This window comes from Klebsiella sp. 141240 (genome assembly GCF_050600805.1).
Classification (GTDB): domain Bacteria; phylum Pseudomonadota; class Gammaproteobacteria; order Enterobacterales; family Enterobacteriaceae; genus Klebsiella; species Klebsiella aerogenes.
In genome coordinates, this window is the sequence record NZ_JAQIRK010000004.1 from 103896 (window position 1) to 120389 (window position 16494).

General features: G+C 46.3%; 6 protein-coding genes and 3 pseudogenes. All 9 read left to right on the forward strand.

All coding sequences use genetic code 11. The annotated features are described in order from the left end of the window. Positions 1-9 precede the first annotated feature (9 nt). A pseudogene (locus PGQ95_RS09105) lies at positions 10-152 on the forward strand (integrase); the annotation flags it as partial. Next, positions 134-606: pseudogene (locus PGQ95_RS09110) on the forward strand (GNAT family N-acetyltransferase). The pseudogenes PGQ95_RS09105 and PGQ95_RS09110, both read left to right, overlap by 19 nt. A 168-nt stretch (positions 607-774) precedes the next feature. Next, on the forward strand, positions 775-1860 hold the full coding sequence (locus PGQ95_RS09115; protein WP_430917803.1) for a DNA cytosine methyltransferase: 1086 nt from the start codon (positions 775-777) through the stop codon (positions 1858-1860). 9 nt (positions 1861-1869) lie between these two features. After that, the gene (locus PGQ95_RS09120; RefSeq protein WP_430917805.1) at positions 1870-4635 is read left to right on the forward strand and encodes a hypothetical protein; all 2766 of its coding nucleotides are present in this window, start codon (positions 1870-1872) and stop codon (positions 4633-4635) included. 35 nt (positions 4636-4670) lie between these two features. Then, on the forward strand, positions 4671-7451 hold the full coding sequence (locus tag PGQ95_RS09125; RefSeq protein ID WP_430917807.1) for a kinetochore protein: 2781 nt from the start codon (positions 4671-4673) through the stop codon (positions 7449-7451). Between the two features lie 14 nt (positions 7452-7465). Next, entirely contained in the window at positions 7466-13414 is a 5949-nt protein-coding gene (locus PGQ95_RS09130) for a DEAD/DEAH box helicase (protein ID WP_430917809.1), read from the forward strand. Positions 13415-13421: 7 nt separating this feature from the next. After that, a complete protein-coding gene (locus PGQ95_RS09135; protein ID WP_430917811.1) occupies positions 13422-14570 on the forward strand; it encodes a PD-(D/E)XK nuclease family protein in 1149 nt (382 codons plus the stop codon). Between the two features lie 81 nt (positions 14571-14651). Next, positions 14652-14774: pseudogene (locus PGQ95_RS09140) on the forward strand (IS3 family transposase); the annotation flags it as partial. A gap of 622 nt (positions 14775-15396) precedes the next feature. Continuing rightward, entirely contained in the window at positions 15397-16413 is a 1017-nt protein-coding gene (locus PGQ95_RS09145; protein ID WP_430917813.1) for an ATP-binding protein, read from the forward strand. Positions 16414-16494 lie beyond the last annotated feature (81 nt).

Below are 16494 nucleotides of genomic sequence, written 5' to 3' on the forward strand. Positions count from 1 at the left end.
AAGAAATAAGAGAAACTGGTTTGCGATGTACAACTCAACAACAGGTTCCAGACCGTGGCGCTTGAGGGCATGCGACAAAAGTTGGTCGACGGCCTGAAGGTTATGCCTCTGACATTCTGGAGGCTTTAAATAAATACATTTTCCCCTTCATACAGGGCATATTCTTACCTCGTTCTGTTGTGGAGTAGATTCTATGGATAACTGGCTAAAACGATGTGCGATGAAGAACCAGCTTTCCGTCGCATCCAGCATGTTTGTCTGCTTCGACGATGCTAATGTGATGGCTTCCTACTCGCTGGCTTCCAGCGCTGTTACAACAAATACTGCCCCCGTGCGCTTTTGTCGCAATATGTCTCATCCAATCCCCTTCTGATGCTGGGACGCCTGGAGGGGGATAAATCGCTACATAGGCAAGGTATGGGGCTGACACTGATACGTGATGCCGAGTTGCGGGTAATACAGGTGGCGGAAACCATCGGTATTCGCGGGACGCTGGTTGATGCGTTGTCTGACGAAGCGCGGGAATTTTATCTGCAGGTGGGGTTTGAGCCGTTGCCGATGGATCCGATGTTGCTGATGGGGGATTTGGTGGGAAACGCTATCTGAAGAACGGCCATTTAGTAATACTTTAACAACAAAAACACCACTTCCCCCTCAAAAGCTAAGTATATTGATGTAAGATTCTTTACAGAGGGGTATAATCTTTCTCTATGATTTTATGGCAAATTAACAACCATTTACGGTTTGTTAGAAGAAGATATTTGGTATGGGCGTATGAGCAGTGTTTTTGAGAGAGAGAACGATAATATTCGGGTCCTTTCACTTTTCTCCGGTTGTGGTGGTATGGATTTTGGAATTACCTCAGCTGGTGGAGACATCGTCTTTGCCAACGATGTTGCAGAGAATGCCTGCAAAACATTAGGGAACTATTTCCCCGATAGTGATATCAGGCATAGTGATATCTCTCAAATTCTGTCTTTTCCGGATGTTGATATTGTTGTTGGAGGCTATCCCTGCCAGTCATTTTCAATGGCAGGTAACAGAAAACCTAACAATGACGACAGAACAAACCTTTATAAACACTTTCTACGGGTATTAGAGACTGTTCAGCCGAAGTATTTTGTTGCTGAAAATGTTTCTGGCTTGAAACAATTAGGAGCAGGTAGCTTTCTGGAACAACAGCTCACGGCATATAAAGCTGCCGGGTACCAAGTCAGCTATCATATGGTAAACGCGAGGGCTTACGGCGTGCCTCAGTCGCGCAAGCGTTTGTTTATTATTGGCGTCAGAAACGATCTGGGGCAATACTTTGAATTTCCTGCTGAAACACATGGCAAAGCGACAAAAAAGAATCCTCATTTAAAACCCTATGTTTCACATGGTGAGGCTATTAGGGATTTACCACTATGGCCTGAAGGTGAGTTTTACGAACGACCACATGATCCTGATGGGCATTTCTCATGGTATTTCATGTCCCGAAATCGTAAAGCTCTATGGGACAGCCCTGCTTACACCGTCGTAGCTAACTGGCGTCATGTTACATTACATCCTGCCAGCCCGGTGATGAAGTTAACATGGTCAAACCTGGAGGATGGCTGGAAGCAGCGCTGGGACTTTTCTGATGAATATGAGCATCTAGTTGTTGATACTTCTCGTCCCAAACTGGAACAGGCAAGGCGGTTATCATGGCGGGAATGTGCACGAATACAAACTTTTCCACACGGTTTTGAACCTGTAGGAGACGTCGAGTCAAAATTTACCCAAATTGGTAATGCTGTTCCTCCACTGCTGGCTGAGGTACTTTTTCAGCATTTATTTTCTGGTGCTGGTTTGAAAAAGATGACAGCGAACGGTAATTAGGCGGTGAGTATGGATGATTTTTTCCCGGTTACCTTAGAAGAATGGAATGCTGAACTAGTAAAGATCGTCTTTCTTGAGTCTTCGCATACGGGCTCGACTTTAAGCCGAATTGATACTACGGGACGCATTTTTGAGCAACTTGCAGGTCCACGTAGCAAAGAGGATGCTAAGCGAAGTTTCCTGATTTCGTTTGGAAAAAAAGCGTCTAAAATCCAGGATGCTCTCAGGGATGAGTCTCGATTAGACATTTTAGCGCAAATAAAAGGATACCCTACTTATTTTGCCGTTTTATATTTAACATTACTTGCTGCCAGTGCTGATGATGAAACACATGACGAAGGGGATTTTCGGGTTCGATTTTCTGTGCTGCTTGGCTTTGATAAAAATAAAAAATTTGTTTTTACTGAATTACCCAACTTATGGGAAAGGTTAGAAAGATGGAGTAGTAAAAGACAAAACTGTACCCGTTTAATCTTGCCAAGGCCATCAAAACATGAAAGATTGATTGGGTACTCCAAGAGAATTGCTTTTCCATGCTACAAAGATGAGGTCTTTTTACGGAATGTTCTCATCGATAATAAGTTAGATAACTATTCAACTTTTGAATCAGTTAATAAGGTAGTACATCAATATATATCTTGTTTTAGCGAAGTTTTTAACCAAGAGTTTATTGAGTTCAGAACATTACTTTCAAAGGCTGCCATGCAGCAGGCTTATGACTCTCCTTTTTGGGGGGCTGTTCGTGATATCACTGTACATACAGAGAGAGAACAACTCAAAGAGAATGGTAAGTATTGTATTCACATTGAGTTTAATGATTCAGGTAATCCTGAGATTTATCTTCTTATGGATGACGCTGCTGCTACAGACTCAGAAATCCAGCGTTATTACTCCTTGCCTAATGAAATAGAGAGCTATAATAATATATATTACGAACGAGACATAGGCACCACATTAAATTTCTTGGATTTTTTATTAAAAAAACGGAAGGGTCATTTCTATAAATCACGAGTGGGAGTCGCACTGCGGTCTGGGTGTTTGCCGCTTTTTCGTGATGATTTTTGTCATATTAGTTCAGAGGGAGAATATTATGAAAATTCTCCAATCTATTTAATACTTCATCATACATATGCAGACAGTATTTTCACTGTCTTGAAGAAGGTTGGTGAAAGAGTACAACGTCGGGATATTAAATCTACCAAATGGTCAATAGTTTCTTCCGATAAAGTTGGCAGGCAAACGCTGGATAAGATAGCCCGTTTGTTACCAGAAGAAGCCCGTCGTTTTCTAATACAGGGATGGCAGCCTGCTCGACCTCGTATGTCAGGCGCAGCGCGATTTGGACAGGCTATACTGCTTAACCCTGCCAGTACACCGATAATTCATATGCCTGAAGTACTAAGAGGATGCTATGTCATCAGCAATAAAGACGGAGAAGAATTAATTCATGGCTCGCTATCTCAGGGAGCTGAAGGATTATTCATTCCACCAGAGGAGTTGATGGAAATATCTGGTCAGGCATTTTGTCGCTACGAACTTACGTTAGCGCATTCAGATATCCCAGTAAATTTTGATGTACACGTGTTAGATCACGCGCCTTACGCCACTTATTGTAAAATTGCAGAGCCACATGATTGGCTTATTGATGGACCATCGGGAGTATTAATGGCGTTAGGGGATACGGCAGTGATCTGCCCACTAAAACGCGAAAAAATAACACCATTGAGTGGTGCTCAGATGTTATGGCAGTATGAAAATTGCCTTCCTGTAACATGCCAATATACCGAGTTACATAATATACCCGCAGCATTTGACTGGCTCGCTGAGGCGCTGGCATTGCGTTTTCAACGTCGTAGCACATTGCCTTTTGGTGAATTAAAACAACATATTGACCCCGTATCACAGGTAACGAGGATACCAGAGTGGCAATTGCGTCGCATGCTCTTTGCTGCTGGCTGGCTTTGTGTAGTACAACGACGTCATGCGCCATATTCGTTAGTCTCATTAGCTGAAAGAACTATTTCCGTTGATGTCACTGAGCAGGGAATTGTTGCCCGAATTCTGGGGATGTTTACAAGAAGTGAACGTAATCTTCTCCAAGAAGCACTGAATGACGGTGAGCGAATAGGGCGTCGGTTGGTTGAGGATAAAGGTTGTTCAATGGGTTGTATTGAATTGCATCTATCAGCCAGAGAGCGTATTCATGCTTTCATTGAACAGTTTGGGTTACGTTTGGTTAGTCACCACGATTTCCCCGTAAATGCTTTGAGCGGAGTATTGCTACCACTGTCTCAAATGCAGTTTATCCCGGCTTTACCCCCGGAACTCTATGTGTCGCTATGGCAAGCTGAAAAATACCAATGGTCAGAAGAACAGCGGCTTACTCAAACGGCTAATAATCTATTGATACGGTGTCAGGAAAAGCAGAGTTATCGTTATTTTATTCGGCAGAACACCGGATACTGGCAAACTGATAGCTTCTCCTGGGCATTAATGGCTCAGATGATATGTACAGGAGAAACGGTTGGCGTGCAAAAAGGCGATACTGACTGGTGCTGGTCAAAGAAAATCTTTGCGTTACCGCCCTCCGTTTTACAGTGGTGGATCCATGTTGCCCATGGATGCTTGTCGATAACAGATAATGGTGGCTACTTATTTGCAGGGGGGAAATTTCCACTCTGGGACAATGTAATGGTTTCCCCTTCGTGCCAACGCGCGTTGGAACGACGGAACAGAGCGCTAACAACATGCAAGCTGCGTAGAACCTTACAGTAATTTTACAGAATCAGGTGGTAAGGAGAACGTTTAACATGGCTAAAAAGCAAAGTATTATCAGCGACCGGCTGGGCCAAATGTACAGCTTCGGTACAGAATCTCATGAATTGATCAGATGCTTGCAAGAGTGCAAGCAAAGGCTCACCAGAAATGGCGCTAAAGCAGATAATTTACCGAAAGGACCAGAGAAAAGGTTACATTTTCTCCGTACGTTACCACCTAAGGCCAAACTTGTTGTGTCTGATTGGCTTCGTGAAAATTTAACGTTTTCTGAACAAAATGACCCAGAAAATGTTCTTAGAGATTTGTTAGAAGCAGAAAGTAATGCGGAAAATATTGAACTCTGCAAACCGTTATGGCGCACTATTCTGGGATTCTATATTTCTTCTGACTGCCCTGAAATTATAACGAAATTTCTGAATGGTGAAGAAATAGATTTACCCCAACATGGTGTTTCTGACTCTTCGACAATTAATTTCATGGATGAAGACATTGAACATTGTGCCTTAATTAGTCAGGGTAGAGAAATTCCTAAGCCAGAGCGCACTATACCGCTGTTTGTTGGGGGATTGGTTGATGCACTCAGGGGAACGCGAACAGCCGATAATCGATGGCGGACAAAGCTATCAGAACATTCTTTACCGATGGCGCGAAAATTGGGTGAGCTTATCGATCAGTTTGAAGCCAGTTACGACCTTAAAACAATAGATGGTACTAGTGTAATACAGGCTCCTCCCGTTGTTTCCAAAGAAATCGACAGTTCGATGGACGAAGTTATGTTCATTGGAAAAGTGTTAGCGTTAACCGCGACCGGCGCTTTTTTTGTTATGCCGATTAGTCTGTTAATTAATGGCAACCTACGAGACCTCCCGGAGGAACTGGTAAAAGATTTTTTTCCCCATGGAGGTGAAGCCATTGGTTTTGAAAGCTATTTCAGCAAAAAATTTACTCGGGGTGAAATAGCAATATGGAAAGCCCGATATCAGCCGTCTGATAAACCCGCGCAGTATGTTATTACTGACTACATGTCGCGCGTTTATCCTGTCGTTGCGCTGCCTCATGCCTCTGATGAGCCAGATGCTGTCAGAGAGTGGTTACTTACCCGCTACCAGCCGCAAAACGATACGGCGGTCATTTTTCACCTAAGTGATGGCGTATCCCTAAGATTACCGGGTGACTTGTCTGATCCTAAAAAATATGACTTTGATATGCCGCTAGAGAGTTATCGTCAGGTTTCTCAGACACTACTTGGTTCTCATGCCCTCAGGGTGATCACTGAACTCCCTCAGGTGAGTAAAAAATATGATTGCGCTGAAGCCAGCACGTGGATCAAACGCCTGCTTAAACGCACTGATTCAGCAAAAGATTTCCCTCAGTTCAGTAAAGGACAGCTACAAAATTTAACCCACTTTATTGCTGAACATGAGTCTGATAATCAGGCATCCTATCTTCGTGCTGTATCTCACCTGGAACAGATAGCAGATACAAGATCCTTTCTTAACGATACGACTCAACAGTTATTGGCTTTACCTGAGGTTGAAGCGCAAATTAATATTGAAAAACAAGAAATACTGACTCGTTACGAAGAAGAACAGTACCAGATTAAACAATCAATAAAGGTATTATCTGAAAAGAAAATACAGCTTGAAAATGAAATCGACGACCAGAAGAAAAAACTGAAAAAAGAGACAGATCGTATTAATAAAGCGCTACGTCAGCAAGAAAATGAACTTGAACAACGGATTAAAAAGACCTTCGAAGCTGCGTCTCAAGCGGGAATTGAAACGCTGGCCCAGACAGCGTTACTGCGTGCGATAATTAAAAATGAAACAGTGCAGGAACAATCTGCCCAACGACAAATAGCACCAGAACCTGTAGCCGAATCAGTAAATTCTAATTTTCCATTAGCAGAGGCGAATGCCCTGACTCGCAAACATCAACTATCATCGGCTATCGAAAAACAGGCTCTGGCGACGGGACTAAGTGAATCTTTATTATCCAGCATGATTGCCGCTGCGAGTGTTACACCCGCAGTCGGATTGATGGGAAAACAGACGAAAGAGACTATCGCCTCACTAGCGAACCTCTTAGCCGGGAATGTTTGGGGAGAAGTATCGGTACATAGCGATCATTTTAGCTTCAGTGATTTAATGAACTCCCCCACATTGATCCGTTTATCCGGCGATACTAATACCATGACGCTAGGCGATTTTTTGACCCATCAACAAGAGGCAGGGCTGGTGAGCATCGTTGAATTGCGTGGTTTTAACCGCACTCCTCCAGAAACGCTGCTCCCTGAACTCCAAGAGTGCTTATTCAGAACTCGCCATCCTGCCGCATGCAGTTGGACGGATCGGCGGCAGGCTCTGCGACATTTGCCCATCCGACACCCGATACTTTTTTTACTCACATTCACCACCGGGAAAAGCACGTTTCCATTACAGGCTCCTCTTGCTTACCAGTTACCCCTGTTTCTTGCAGAAAATATATGGTCGGATGAACGGCCATTTGAGCAAAATACTGACATCACGCCTTCTCGTATTACCCTTGAACTATGGCAGACAATCTATGTGGACAACCCCCAGCCAGAGTACCAAGCTTGTGCGCCAAGGGAAGTGCTAGAAGCAGCGCTACTCTCTTTACTTCCTGATGAACAAGCACAAGCTGTTGCCCGTCTGGCTTATAGCCTAGGCCGTAGTACGGCACAAGATATTGCGACCACGATTGACGCTCTTGCCCCGCAGTTAGGGCCATATGTTCAGGAAATGACTACCGGTGAATCTGCAAGCGTACTTGAGACCCTTTTCCAGTTATAAGCAAAGGATTAATAATGAATAACCCACTGGAAACATTTGAATCAATAAGAGATTTTTATATTTCGTACCTTGAAACGGCCTTCCGTATTGGTTCATCAGACATACAGACTGAACGGCGAGCATTACTGGAACAGCAAGGGACATTATGTGCCGATCTATTTCTTGAGCCGATGTCCCGATATCAGAACTATGGCTTAACTATCAGTGCATTACGAAATGATGCTCATGGTCAGACATGGTTGCCAGGGTTTAATGCGCAACAAAGGGCGGCATTCATCGACCTCTGTTTAGGTGGACTTCTGCCCCGCAATAAAACGGATTCAACTAAGGGACGTTTTAATCTTTATACCCATCAACTGGACATGCTGAAAAGAGGGGTACAGCCAGGGAAACCGGGCATTGTCACCTCCGGGACCGGTTCCGGTAAAACCGAATCATTTTTATTGCCGGTTCTGGCACAGATCGCAAAAGAAGCTACCGGCTGGCCGCAAAGCTCGGCGTTGAAGCGCTGGCAACCGTGGTGGCATAAGGTAGCGGATAAACAGCCCAGCTTCATGCGCGAGCATGAAGCCGCTGCTCGTCCGAAAGCGGTACGGGCGCTGATCCTCTACCCGATGAATGCCTTGGTAGAAGATCAACTGGTACGTATGCGACGGGCGCTGGATTCCAGCGAAGCTCATGATGTCATGGATACGTATTTCGGCGGCAACCGGATCTTCTTTGGCCGTTATACCAGCGCAACTAAAGTAACTGGCTGGCTTAAACATCCCCGACTCAGTGAAGAAAAAAATGAGAAAAAGCGCGTGGCTAAAAAAATCACTGAGCTGCGTGAATATATGCAATTAACGGAAGAGACCCATCAGGAGGCGGTACGACAAGCGCAGCAGGACAAGGATAACGAATTATCGTTTAATTTCCCCCGAACCGCTGGCGGCGAGGTTCTCAGCCGCTGGGAAATGCAAAAGACACCGCCCGATATTCTGATCACCAACACCAGCATGCTCTCGACGATGCTGGTTCGCGAGGTGGACGATCCTATTTTTGAGCAAACCCGACAGTGGATTGAGCGCGATCCTGATGCCTATTTTTATCTTATTCTTGACGAGCTTCATCTACAGCGAGGAACCGCGGGTACTGAAGTCAGCTACTTGCTTAAACATTTGATCAACCGTCTGGGGCTGGATCAGGAAAAACACCGACACAAATTGCGTATTCTGGCCTCCAGCGCCTCTTTACCCGTTGAAGGGGCTGAAGGTGACCAAAGCGTCGAATATTTATGGGGAATGTTCGGTCAGCGGGGATTACCCACCGGTGCCTCTTCCAACGACTGGAGAGAATGTATTATTAAAGGTGCCACTCTTCCCCCGGGCAATATGTCTCTTTTCCAGGGGGAGCTGGAGGCGTTTTATCACGCAGTGCTTCAGTTACAGCAAGCACCACTTACCTCATTACAACACTGGCAGAATGTCGCCCGCAGCATGGGAATGATAGTCAGTGAAGCCTCAACAGAACAACTAGCGCAACGGGTCGTTTTACAGGCGGGCAACCTGCTTGAAAGTGGCTGCTATACGGAAGATCATTCTCCGAGAGCTACGTCAATCAAAATGCTTAGTTCACGCCTTTTCAACGCCCAACCCCTTAGTGACAAAGCGCTCCAGGCATTAATCTGGTTACGTTCGACTGAGGGAGACTGGCCGCAATGGTTTTCACATGCCTTTCCTGATGATATCGGTGCGCCACGTTTCCGCGCTCATGCTTTTTTGCGCGCTCTTGAGGGGTTATATGTCGCGCCATTGCCCGTCCCTAGCGCTGCATCTGCGCAAGACATTAATCACAGATATTTTGGCGATCTTACCGTGGAGTCCGGCTTACGTTACGGCAAAGATAAAAAATCGCGGCGTGTCGAATTACTCTATTGTGAATGTTGCGGTAATCTCTTTTGGGGGGGGAAACCTTCGGTCTTTTCCGGTTCAGAAAGTCGAATTGAACTTTTACCCAACGACCCTGATACGGAACAACTGCCCGAACACGCAAAATCAGTCATGGTAGAACGCCGATCTGCTGAAGAATACGCGCTATTTATGCCCGTTGTCGAACGTTTCTGGCCGAAAGGAAATGAGGAGCTAAACAGCGATAATGACAATACTTTTGGTACTTGGGTAAAAGCCAGCTACGATCCATTTACCGCCACTATTCAACACCCAGTATCGCTCTTAAAACCGCTACCGGAAAACCATATAGCGGGCTGGTTCTATTACGTTAAACCCGGTGAATTTGCCTCCTCGGAAAGAGGCCAGTCATCCAGCCAGTCACCGGGAACGGCGCTACCTTTTCAGTGTCCGGCGTGCGGTACGTCCTATAAATACGGCAAAGGTAAGCTCTCCCCAATCCGTAGCTTTCGCGTCGGTTTTTCAAAAACGACACAACTACTGGCCAGCTCGCTAATGGCGGAACTACAGCGATCGGGTAACCGTGAGCAACTGGTAACGTTTTCAGACAGTCGTCAAGATGCCGCAAGGGCGGCGCTCGATCTGGAATCGGGTCACCATGACGACGTCCGACGAGAAATTGTTGTCCATTCGCTACAGACTATTGCGGCTGATAAACCGTCCCATAACCAACTAAAAATACGCCAGGCAGAAATAGAGAACCGGAACAAAACACTAGTTAACCTCAGCGTAAGGTCGGATGAGGAAGAGGATGAATTGGATCAACTTGCTGATGAACGAAAGAAAATCAGAGGGTTATTATCAAAGCCTGAATCTGACAGCATACCTCTGCGTGAAATCCTCGAACCTGAATCACCGGATGCAGGTCAACCACTTGGCCCGCTGTTAAGGGCGCAGGTAGATGCAGGTATTCACCCTTCCGATCGTACTGGCATCGCGCCTGTTCCCGATCCAGAAAAACATGAAGAAGGCACGCTGACCTTTGCATGGCAACAACTCTTTGAAAAGAACACGCAGGGGGAGTGGTGCTGGAAGGCGCTTCCATCCTATGAAGACAACCTGCTTGTGGCACGACAGGAGATTTCACGCGATCTGAAACGGCTGGTAGGGGAAAGCGTATTCAGTAAAACCTACTTCGCGCTGGAAGAGTCCGGTTGGGGTTATCCCTGCCTTCCCATTACCGGAAACGACTCACGGGAACATCTCGCGATTTATGACGCAATGTTTCGTGTGTTGGCGGACGCATACCGGGTTACCCCTTCACAATATACAAAGCCAGAAACTCCATGGAGTTCAGCGCGCGATGTCAATCGTAGAAACCGCCTGTACCGTTTTACACAGGAGATATGCCAGTGTTCAGGAGGCGAGCCTTTATCTTTAATTGATAGTTTTCTCCGGCGACTAGAGCTGGCGGGTCATCAGGGCGGTATTATTGATATTGGTAAAATGCACTTTCGCCTGGCGGAACCTACAGATCGCGTCTGGCGCTGCTCCCGCTGTGGGCGTATACACATGCACACCGGCGCGGGAATCTGTACTCGCTGCTACTCTCCTTTACCAGAAACGCCGTGCAGTGAGGCAAAAACGCTCCAGATGCAACACTATCTCGGCAAACGTCTCTCACATTCTTCTGGTATTCACAGGATGCGCTCAGAGGAACTGACTGGAATGACCGAAAATCCGGCGGCAAGGCTACGCCGGTTTAAAGGTATTTTGATTGCCGACGACGATGATATTTTACCAGAAGGAATGAAAAATTTTGAGCCCGATCGAGATCTTGACCGGGCAGCTCGGGTGGTTGATGTGCTTTCCGTAACCACCACCATGGAAGTGGGCGTGGATATCGGTGATTTACGTGCGGTCTTTCAGGCCAACATGCCGCCACAGCGCTTTAATTATCAACAACGTGTCGGACGTGCCGGACGACGTGGACAAGCGTTTTCATTCGTATTAACCGCGTGTCGCAGTAAGAGTCACGATCTGTTTTACTTCCGCTATCCGGAAAAAATTACAGGCGACCTCCCTCCGCCACCGTTTCTGACTACAAAGCTGGAAATGATCTGCCAGAGACTGGTACGAAAAATCTGGCTGGTGTCGGCATTCAAATGGTTAAGACAGCAAACGGAAAAAGCCGATCACCCATGGCCGGTTGACGACTACGCACACGTCCCTGATAACCATGGTGAGTTTTTCCCGGTACACTGGCTGAAAGAAAACCAAACGGACTGGCTGCCAAAAATCCGGCAGGCCATCGAAGCAACCATCCTGGCGCGCGATGAATTTGCCCAGACTAGCACACAGCAAAACCCCCATTTGTTCCAGAAAATTATTCAGCCCTTGACGCCGGAACAGCTGATTCAGGATATCAACGCCGTACTGAACGACAGCGCGATGGAGGCGAAAGGATTGGCTGAAGCGTTGGCGGAACACGGTAAATTCCCAATGTATGGCATGCCGACCCGATCACGCCTTTTGCTGACAAGGCCTGTAAGCACAGGTGGAAAAGAAATCGAATTCGCCAGCATGGATCGCGATCTGGATATTGCGATACAGGAATTTGCCCCCGGAAAAATTCTGGTTCAGGATAAACGACGCTACTTTACAGCAGGTTATAGTGGACTGCTTAAACAGAGCAGAAAAAATCCACGATCATTTTATTCAAATGCCTGCGAACCGGGTGAACTCAGAACAATGACCGCCTGTCCGGTGTGCAACATTTGGGCTCCAGCAAACTCTCTGGCTACCGAATGTACTATCTGCGGTGCCGTTATGGATAAGGCAGAGCGCTATCAATGCTATGTTCCTTATGGATTTATCACTACGCTGGAACCAAAATCGGCCAAAGAGGATTTTGATCAGATCTTGACCACGGCCAGTCGTGTATCAATTGCAGAAGCCTACGCTTTTTCTGCAACGCCTGAGCCTGACGTTAATGTGGCGATACAGCTTCAGCCACAGACATGTCTGCACCGCCTGAATCGGGGAATTTATACCAATAAAACATGGCGTGGTTTCAGCGCAACACAGGGGAGCCTATCGGTCCCTTTCAGAAAGCAGGGGACCTACCAGCCGCTTTGGGCGAACCGGGTTTGGATGGATAGTCAAATAATTGAGGCCGACCTGTTAGTTAAAAACCGCTTTACCGATCGGGGAGAAACGCGAAACACATTTTATCTTGCCGCGCCTAAAGTGACTGATCTACTTGCGCTGATGGTTGCCCAAACCCCGCCGGGTCTCCGGCTACAGTATTCCACTCTAACTCCGGCATTCAGAGCTGCTGCGCTCTCGGCGTCTTCTATCATTGTGAATTATGCATCAAAAGAGCTACTGGATATTGATCCTGAAGAAATCGAAATTCTGGAACCCCGTGTTCAAATGCTGAAAAACGGTAAGTCGGTACCGGTTCTGCAAATGGCCGATCGTCTGGTTAATGGTTCAGGGTTATGTGAACGGCTACAGCAGAAGGGTGCATCCGGTTCTCTCATTATCCTTGAGGTCATGAAGAATATTTTAAATAACAAAACGGCCTACCCGCTGGCTGAGTTCCTGCAACCCGATCATCGCGAACGCTGCTTTCAGGGGTGTTATCACTGCCTGCACCGGTACGGAAACCAGCCGTATCACGGATTGCTGGACTGGCGTCTGGGACTGGATGTTATTCAACTTCTGCTGGATCAAACCTATAACGCCGGGCTGAACGGTGATTTTACCTCTCCGGGCGTAGCTGACTGGTCAGAAAATGCCCTACGATTAGCCAAAGAGGCCGCTTCGCTATACAGCGACAGTGCCGCAGAAATGATGGGGAATATACCCGTGATTCGCACCGGGGCCGGGCGTTGGGCTGCCGTACTACATCCATTCTGGGATCCCGATGCTGCATTTGCTGCAAACCCGGAACTTGAGGCATTTTCATATGAGGTGGACGTAGACGCGACGAATACTTTTGCATTATCCCGCCGCATGGGGACTGAAATGGCAAAATTACGGACTCAGGCGTCCTCGGCTCAGGAGTGATAATGCAATGAATGAAATGACGCTATCGCGTACTCGCCCGGTGCTTCCTTCTCTGTTGGGGAGCTTCGTCATTTGCCCGGCGAAATACCTGCTGGAAAGTGAAGCTCATTCTTACGCACGTTTACCGCTGCACCCGGGAGTGATTCTGGGCCAGGTAATACATCAACGAGTCAATTCAGTGATACGCAGGGAGGCCGCTTTTGGGAATTATACCCTCAGGCAACTGGAAAATGATTTTTCGATCGAGCTGAAAGCCAATCGACGTGCCGGGCCGGTAGCAAACTGGATATATGACCGTCACGGCGTTGCCGGGCTGGTGTCACGCCAAATGCTTGTTACCCAGATCCGTTACGTCAGATCGCTTATGCCACCTGTTTTCGTAAAAGGGGGCCCTGCACACGAAAAAACATTACCCGTTGGCCGGGAGGTTATGCTGACCAGCAATGATTTCGATATGCATGGGCGGGCCGACCTCATATATCAGGAGCGACCCGATCGGCTAAACGTAGTTGATTTGAAAACTGGAAAGGTAACAGACGAACTAAACCAGCCGAAAGAAACTAACCTGTTACAGATTGCGGCCTATGGCATAATGGTAAGAGAGCGAGCACCTGATATGAACATTGGGTTAGTTCTGACGGGGAGCCGTGATAGTTGGGAAGGGGCACTGAATACAGACCTGATTGAACGGGTCACTACGATTATCAAAAATATTAATCGACTTTTGCCACGGAATATCCCACTTTCAGTATATGAGTTGGCTTGTCCAGGCACGTACTGCTCCCATTGTCCCTGCCGTTGCTCGTGCCCGGCCTGGACAGAAAAGCTTCGCAAGCAGATGCAACCGTCTCTTTCTGATCATCAGCATGGCGGAATCGATATCAGTGGAAAATTACTTGATGCGGAAAGTGACGATCATCTTCTTACGCTGAAGATCCTGCTACCCGATAATTCAGTTGTTAAGGTCTTTTGTGTGCCTTCTTGCACCATCCCAGACCCAACGGAAGTAACAGGAAAACAAATTGCATTGTACGGATTAAACACCTTCAGTGAGACACCAACAGAGTATTTTCCCCGCAACTTCTACGTCATCAATATGCAGGATACAAGAAGATCGGCGTTTCAGTTTCACTGGCAGAGTGAAGGAGAGAATTAGACCAGGGGAAAACGCTTACCTTAAACAACGCTCGATGATCTTACCCGTAATATATTGACGCTCAGCCAGCGGTGATTACTCATGACAAAACCAGCATCGACCAGCAAAATGGCCCGTAAGCAGTACACACCCTAATTCCTCGATGAAGCCCTGAAACTGGCTGAGCGTATTGGTATCGCTGCCGCTGCCCGTGAGCTCAGCCTGTGACCTGCTCCCTTTTGATTAATACATGCGATTCTTTTTAATGTCTGCATATGGCACGGAGCGCACATATAGAGTCAATTAAGTTAGCGCGTCGGAACAACGGCGGCGGTCATTGATTGGTCACAGTCCCTAACATTACTAATGTGTAGCATGAATGTCTTCGGCTGTTGTGCCAATCTGAATCAATCCCATCCACCGATCAAATTCTAAAAAAATCCTCTTCTTGTCGACTGGCATCCTTTGCCGTTTAACTATCATAAACCATACACATTTATATAAAATTGTCCCTTGCCATCCTCTGTTTTCTGTATAGAGAGCCTCTGGCAATCTGCTGCCGCTGCTGGCCCGAGGCCGCCGATTGGTCGCTACTGGGGGACTGCTGCGAGCCCGAACCTGCTGAGTGACGAGTACACACGAATTAGAGCCACACGCGACCACTGCCAAAGAATTTTGCAGATCATCGCGAAGATTCACGCATAGCTTAGGACAACTATTAACAACCCTTGGTAGTTCGGTGTGTGGTGGACACTGCTCTCGAACCATAATAGAATTTGCTTCGAATGGAACAGCGTCAGATTGCCTGTTTTACTTGTCGCAAGCAACACCAAATAAGGAGTTCTTTTTGACTATAGATTTTAAATACTCAGCTGGAAAGGTTGAGCTATTTTATAGCGGTACTTACCTGATGGATAGTCCACAATATAGTAAGCTACAAGTAAGCGGGACTGATTTTCTGTCAAAACTGAACGGGACAAGAGTTGAAGATATTCCGCCTGGCATTAGTTTTTATATAGGAGGGGTTCAAGAAGTTTATCCTTCCTTGTCAGCACTCTCTCTTGATAACTCAGAAAGAGGGATGACGATAACTATGCAGACGAAATATATGAATATCGGCGCTTGGGTTAAGCCGTTTTCTTTTGATGAATATCTTTTGAAAATACAGTCACTAATGAGTGATATTCTCCCGCCAATAAAAAAATATTATCAGTATGACGATGTAACACTTATTAATTACACCGTATTGGGAGTGGTTTTTTCAATTAGAAACGGAGATCTGTTAGATGCTATTTCAAGTCGTTTGGAGAGCTTCGCTCGCGCACAGCGTGAAGCTGAGAGAATGCTATACAATCAAACCTTATCAAATTATACATATCTGGCCCGAGAGTTGAATTTTGTTGAGGGAGAAAAATTTTGCTTGGAAGAAGACTTGACAGTGGAGTTCAAGGAGGTCAAGGGGAATAATCCAGTAAAGTCAATTCAGAACTTAGTAGATGAATATATTCTAGCTTTTTTTAATAGCCAAGGTGGTAGCGTTTTTTGGGGGGTAAATGATGATGGCATAGTCACAAGCTTGAAATTGACATCTAAAATGAAGGATGATATCAGGAAGTCTGTTAGCGATAAAATTAACGTGATTGAGCCGCCTATAGATCCCACGCAGATAGGTGTGTTTTTTCACAAAGTATCAAACACTGATAGTGGCTACGTGCTGGAAGTGAACGTACCAAGCTCTCAATCAGAACTGCTTTACTTTAACTCATCTGGAGAAACTTGGGTTAGGTTAAATGGCTCGAAAAAAAAGATTCAGGGTTCTGCATTGCAAGACTATATTATCAAGCGAACTCATAAGAGTTCCTGAGGTTATTTTGCAAATCTTGAAAATCTACCATTGGTTTCGGCCACTAACGAACTGCATGCCAGATTGATATTTTCCCAAGGG

Excerpts from the sequence above, each read along its gene's own strand:
- PGQ95_RS09115 (WP_430917803.1), top strand. The coding sequence starts at position 775 with ATGAGCAGTGTTTTTGAGAGAGAGAACGATAATATTCGGGTCCTTTCA.
- PGQ95_RS09120 (WP_430917805.1), top strand. The coding sequence starts at position 1,870 with ATGGATGATTTTTTCCCGGTTACCTTAGAAGAATGGAATGCTGAACTA.
- PGQ95_RS09125 (WP_430917807.1), top strand. The coding sequence starts at position 4,671 with ATGGCTAAAAAGCAAAGTATTATCAGCGACCGGCTGGGCCAAATGTAC.
- PGQ95_RS09130 (WP_430917809.1), top strand. The coding sequence starts at position 7,466 with ATGAATAACCCACTGGAAACATTTGAATCAATAAGAGATTTTTATATT.
- PGQ95_RS09135 (WP_430917811.1), top strand. The coding sequence starts at position 13,422 with ATGAATGAAATGACGCTATCGCGTACTCGCCCGGTGCTTCCTTCTCTG.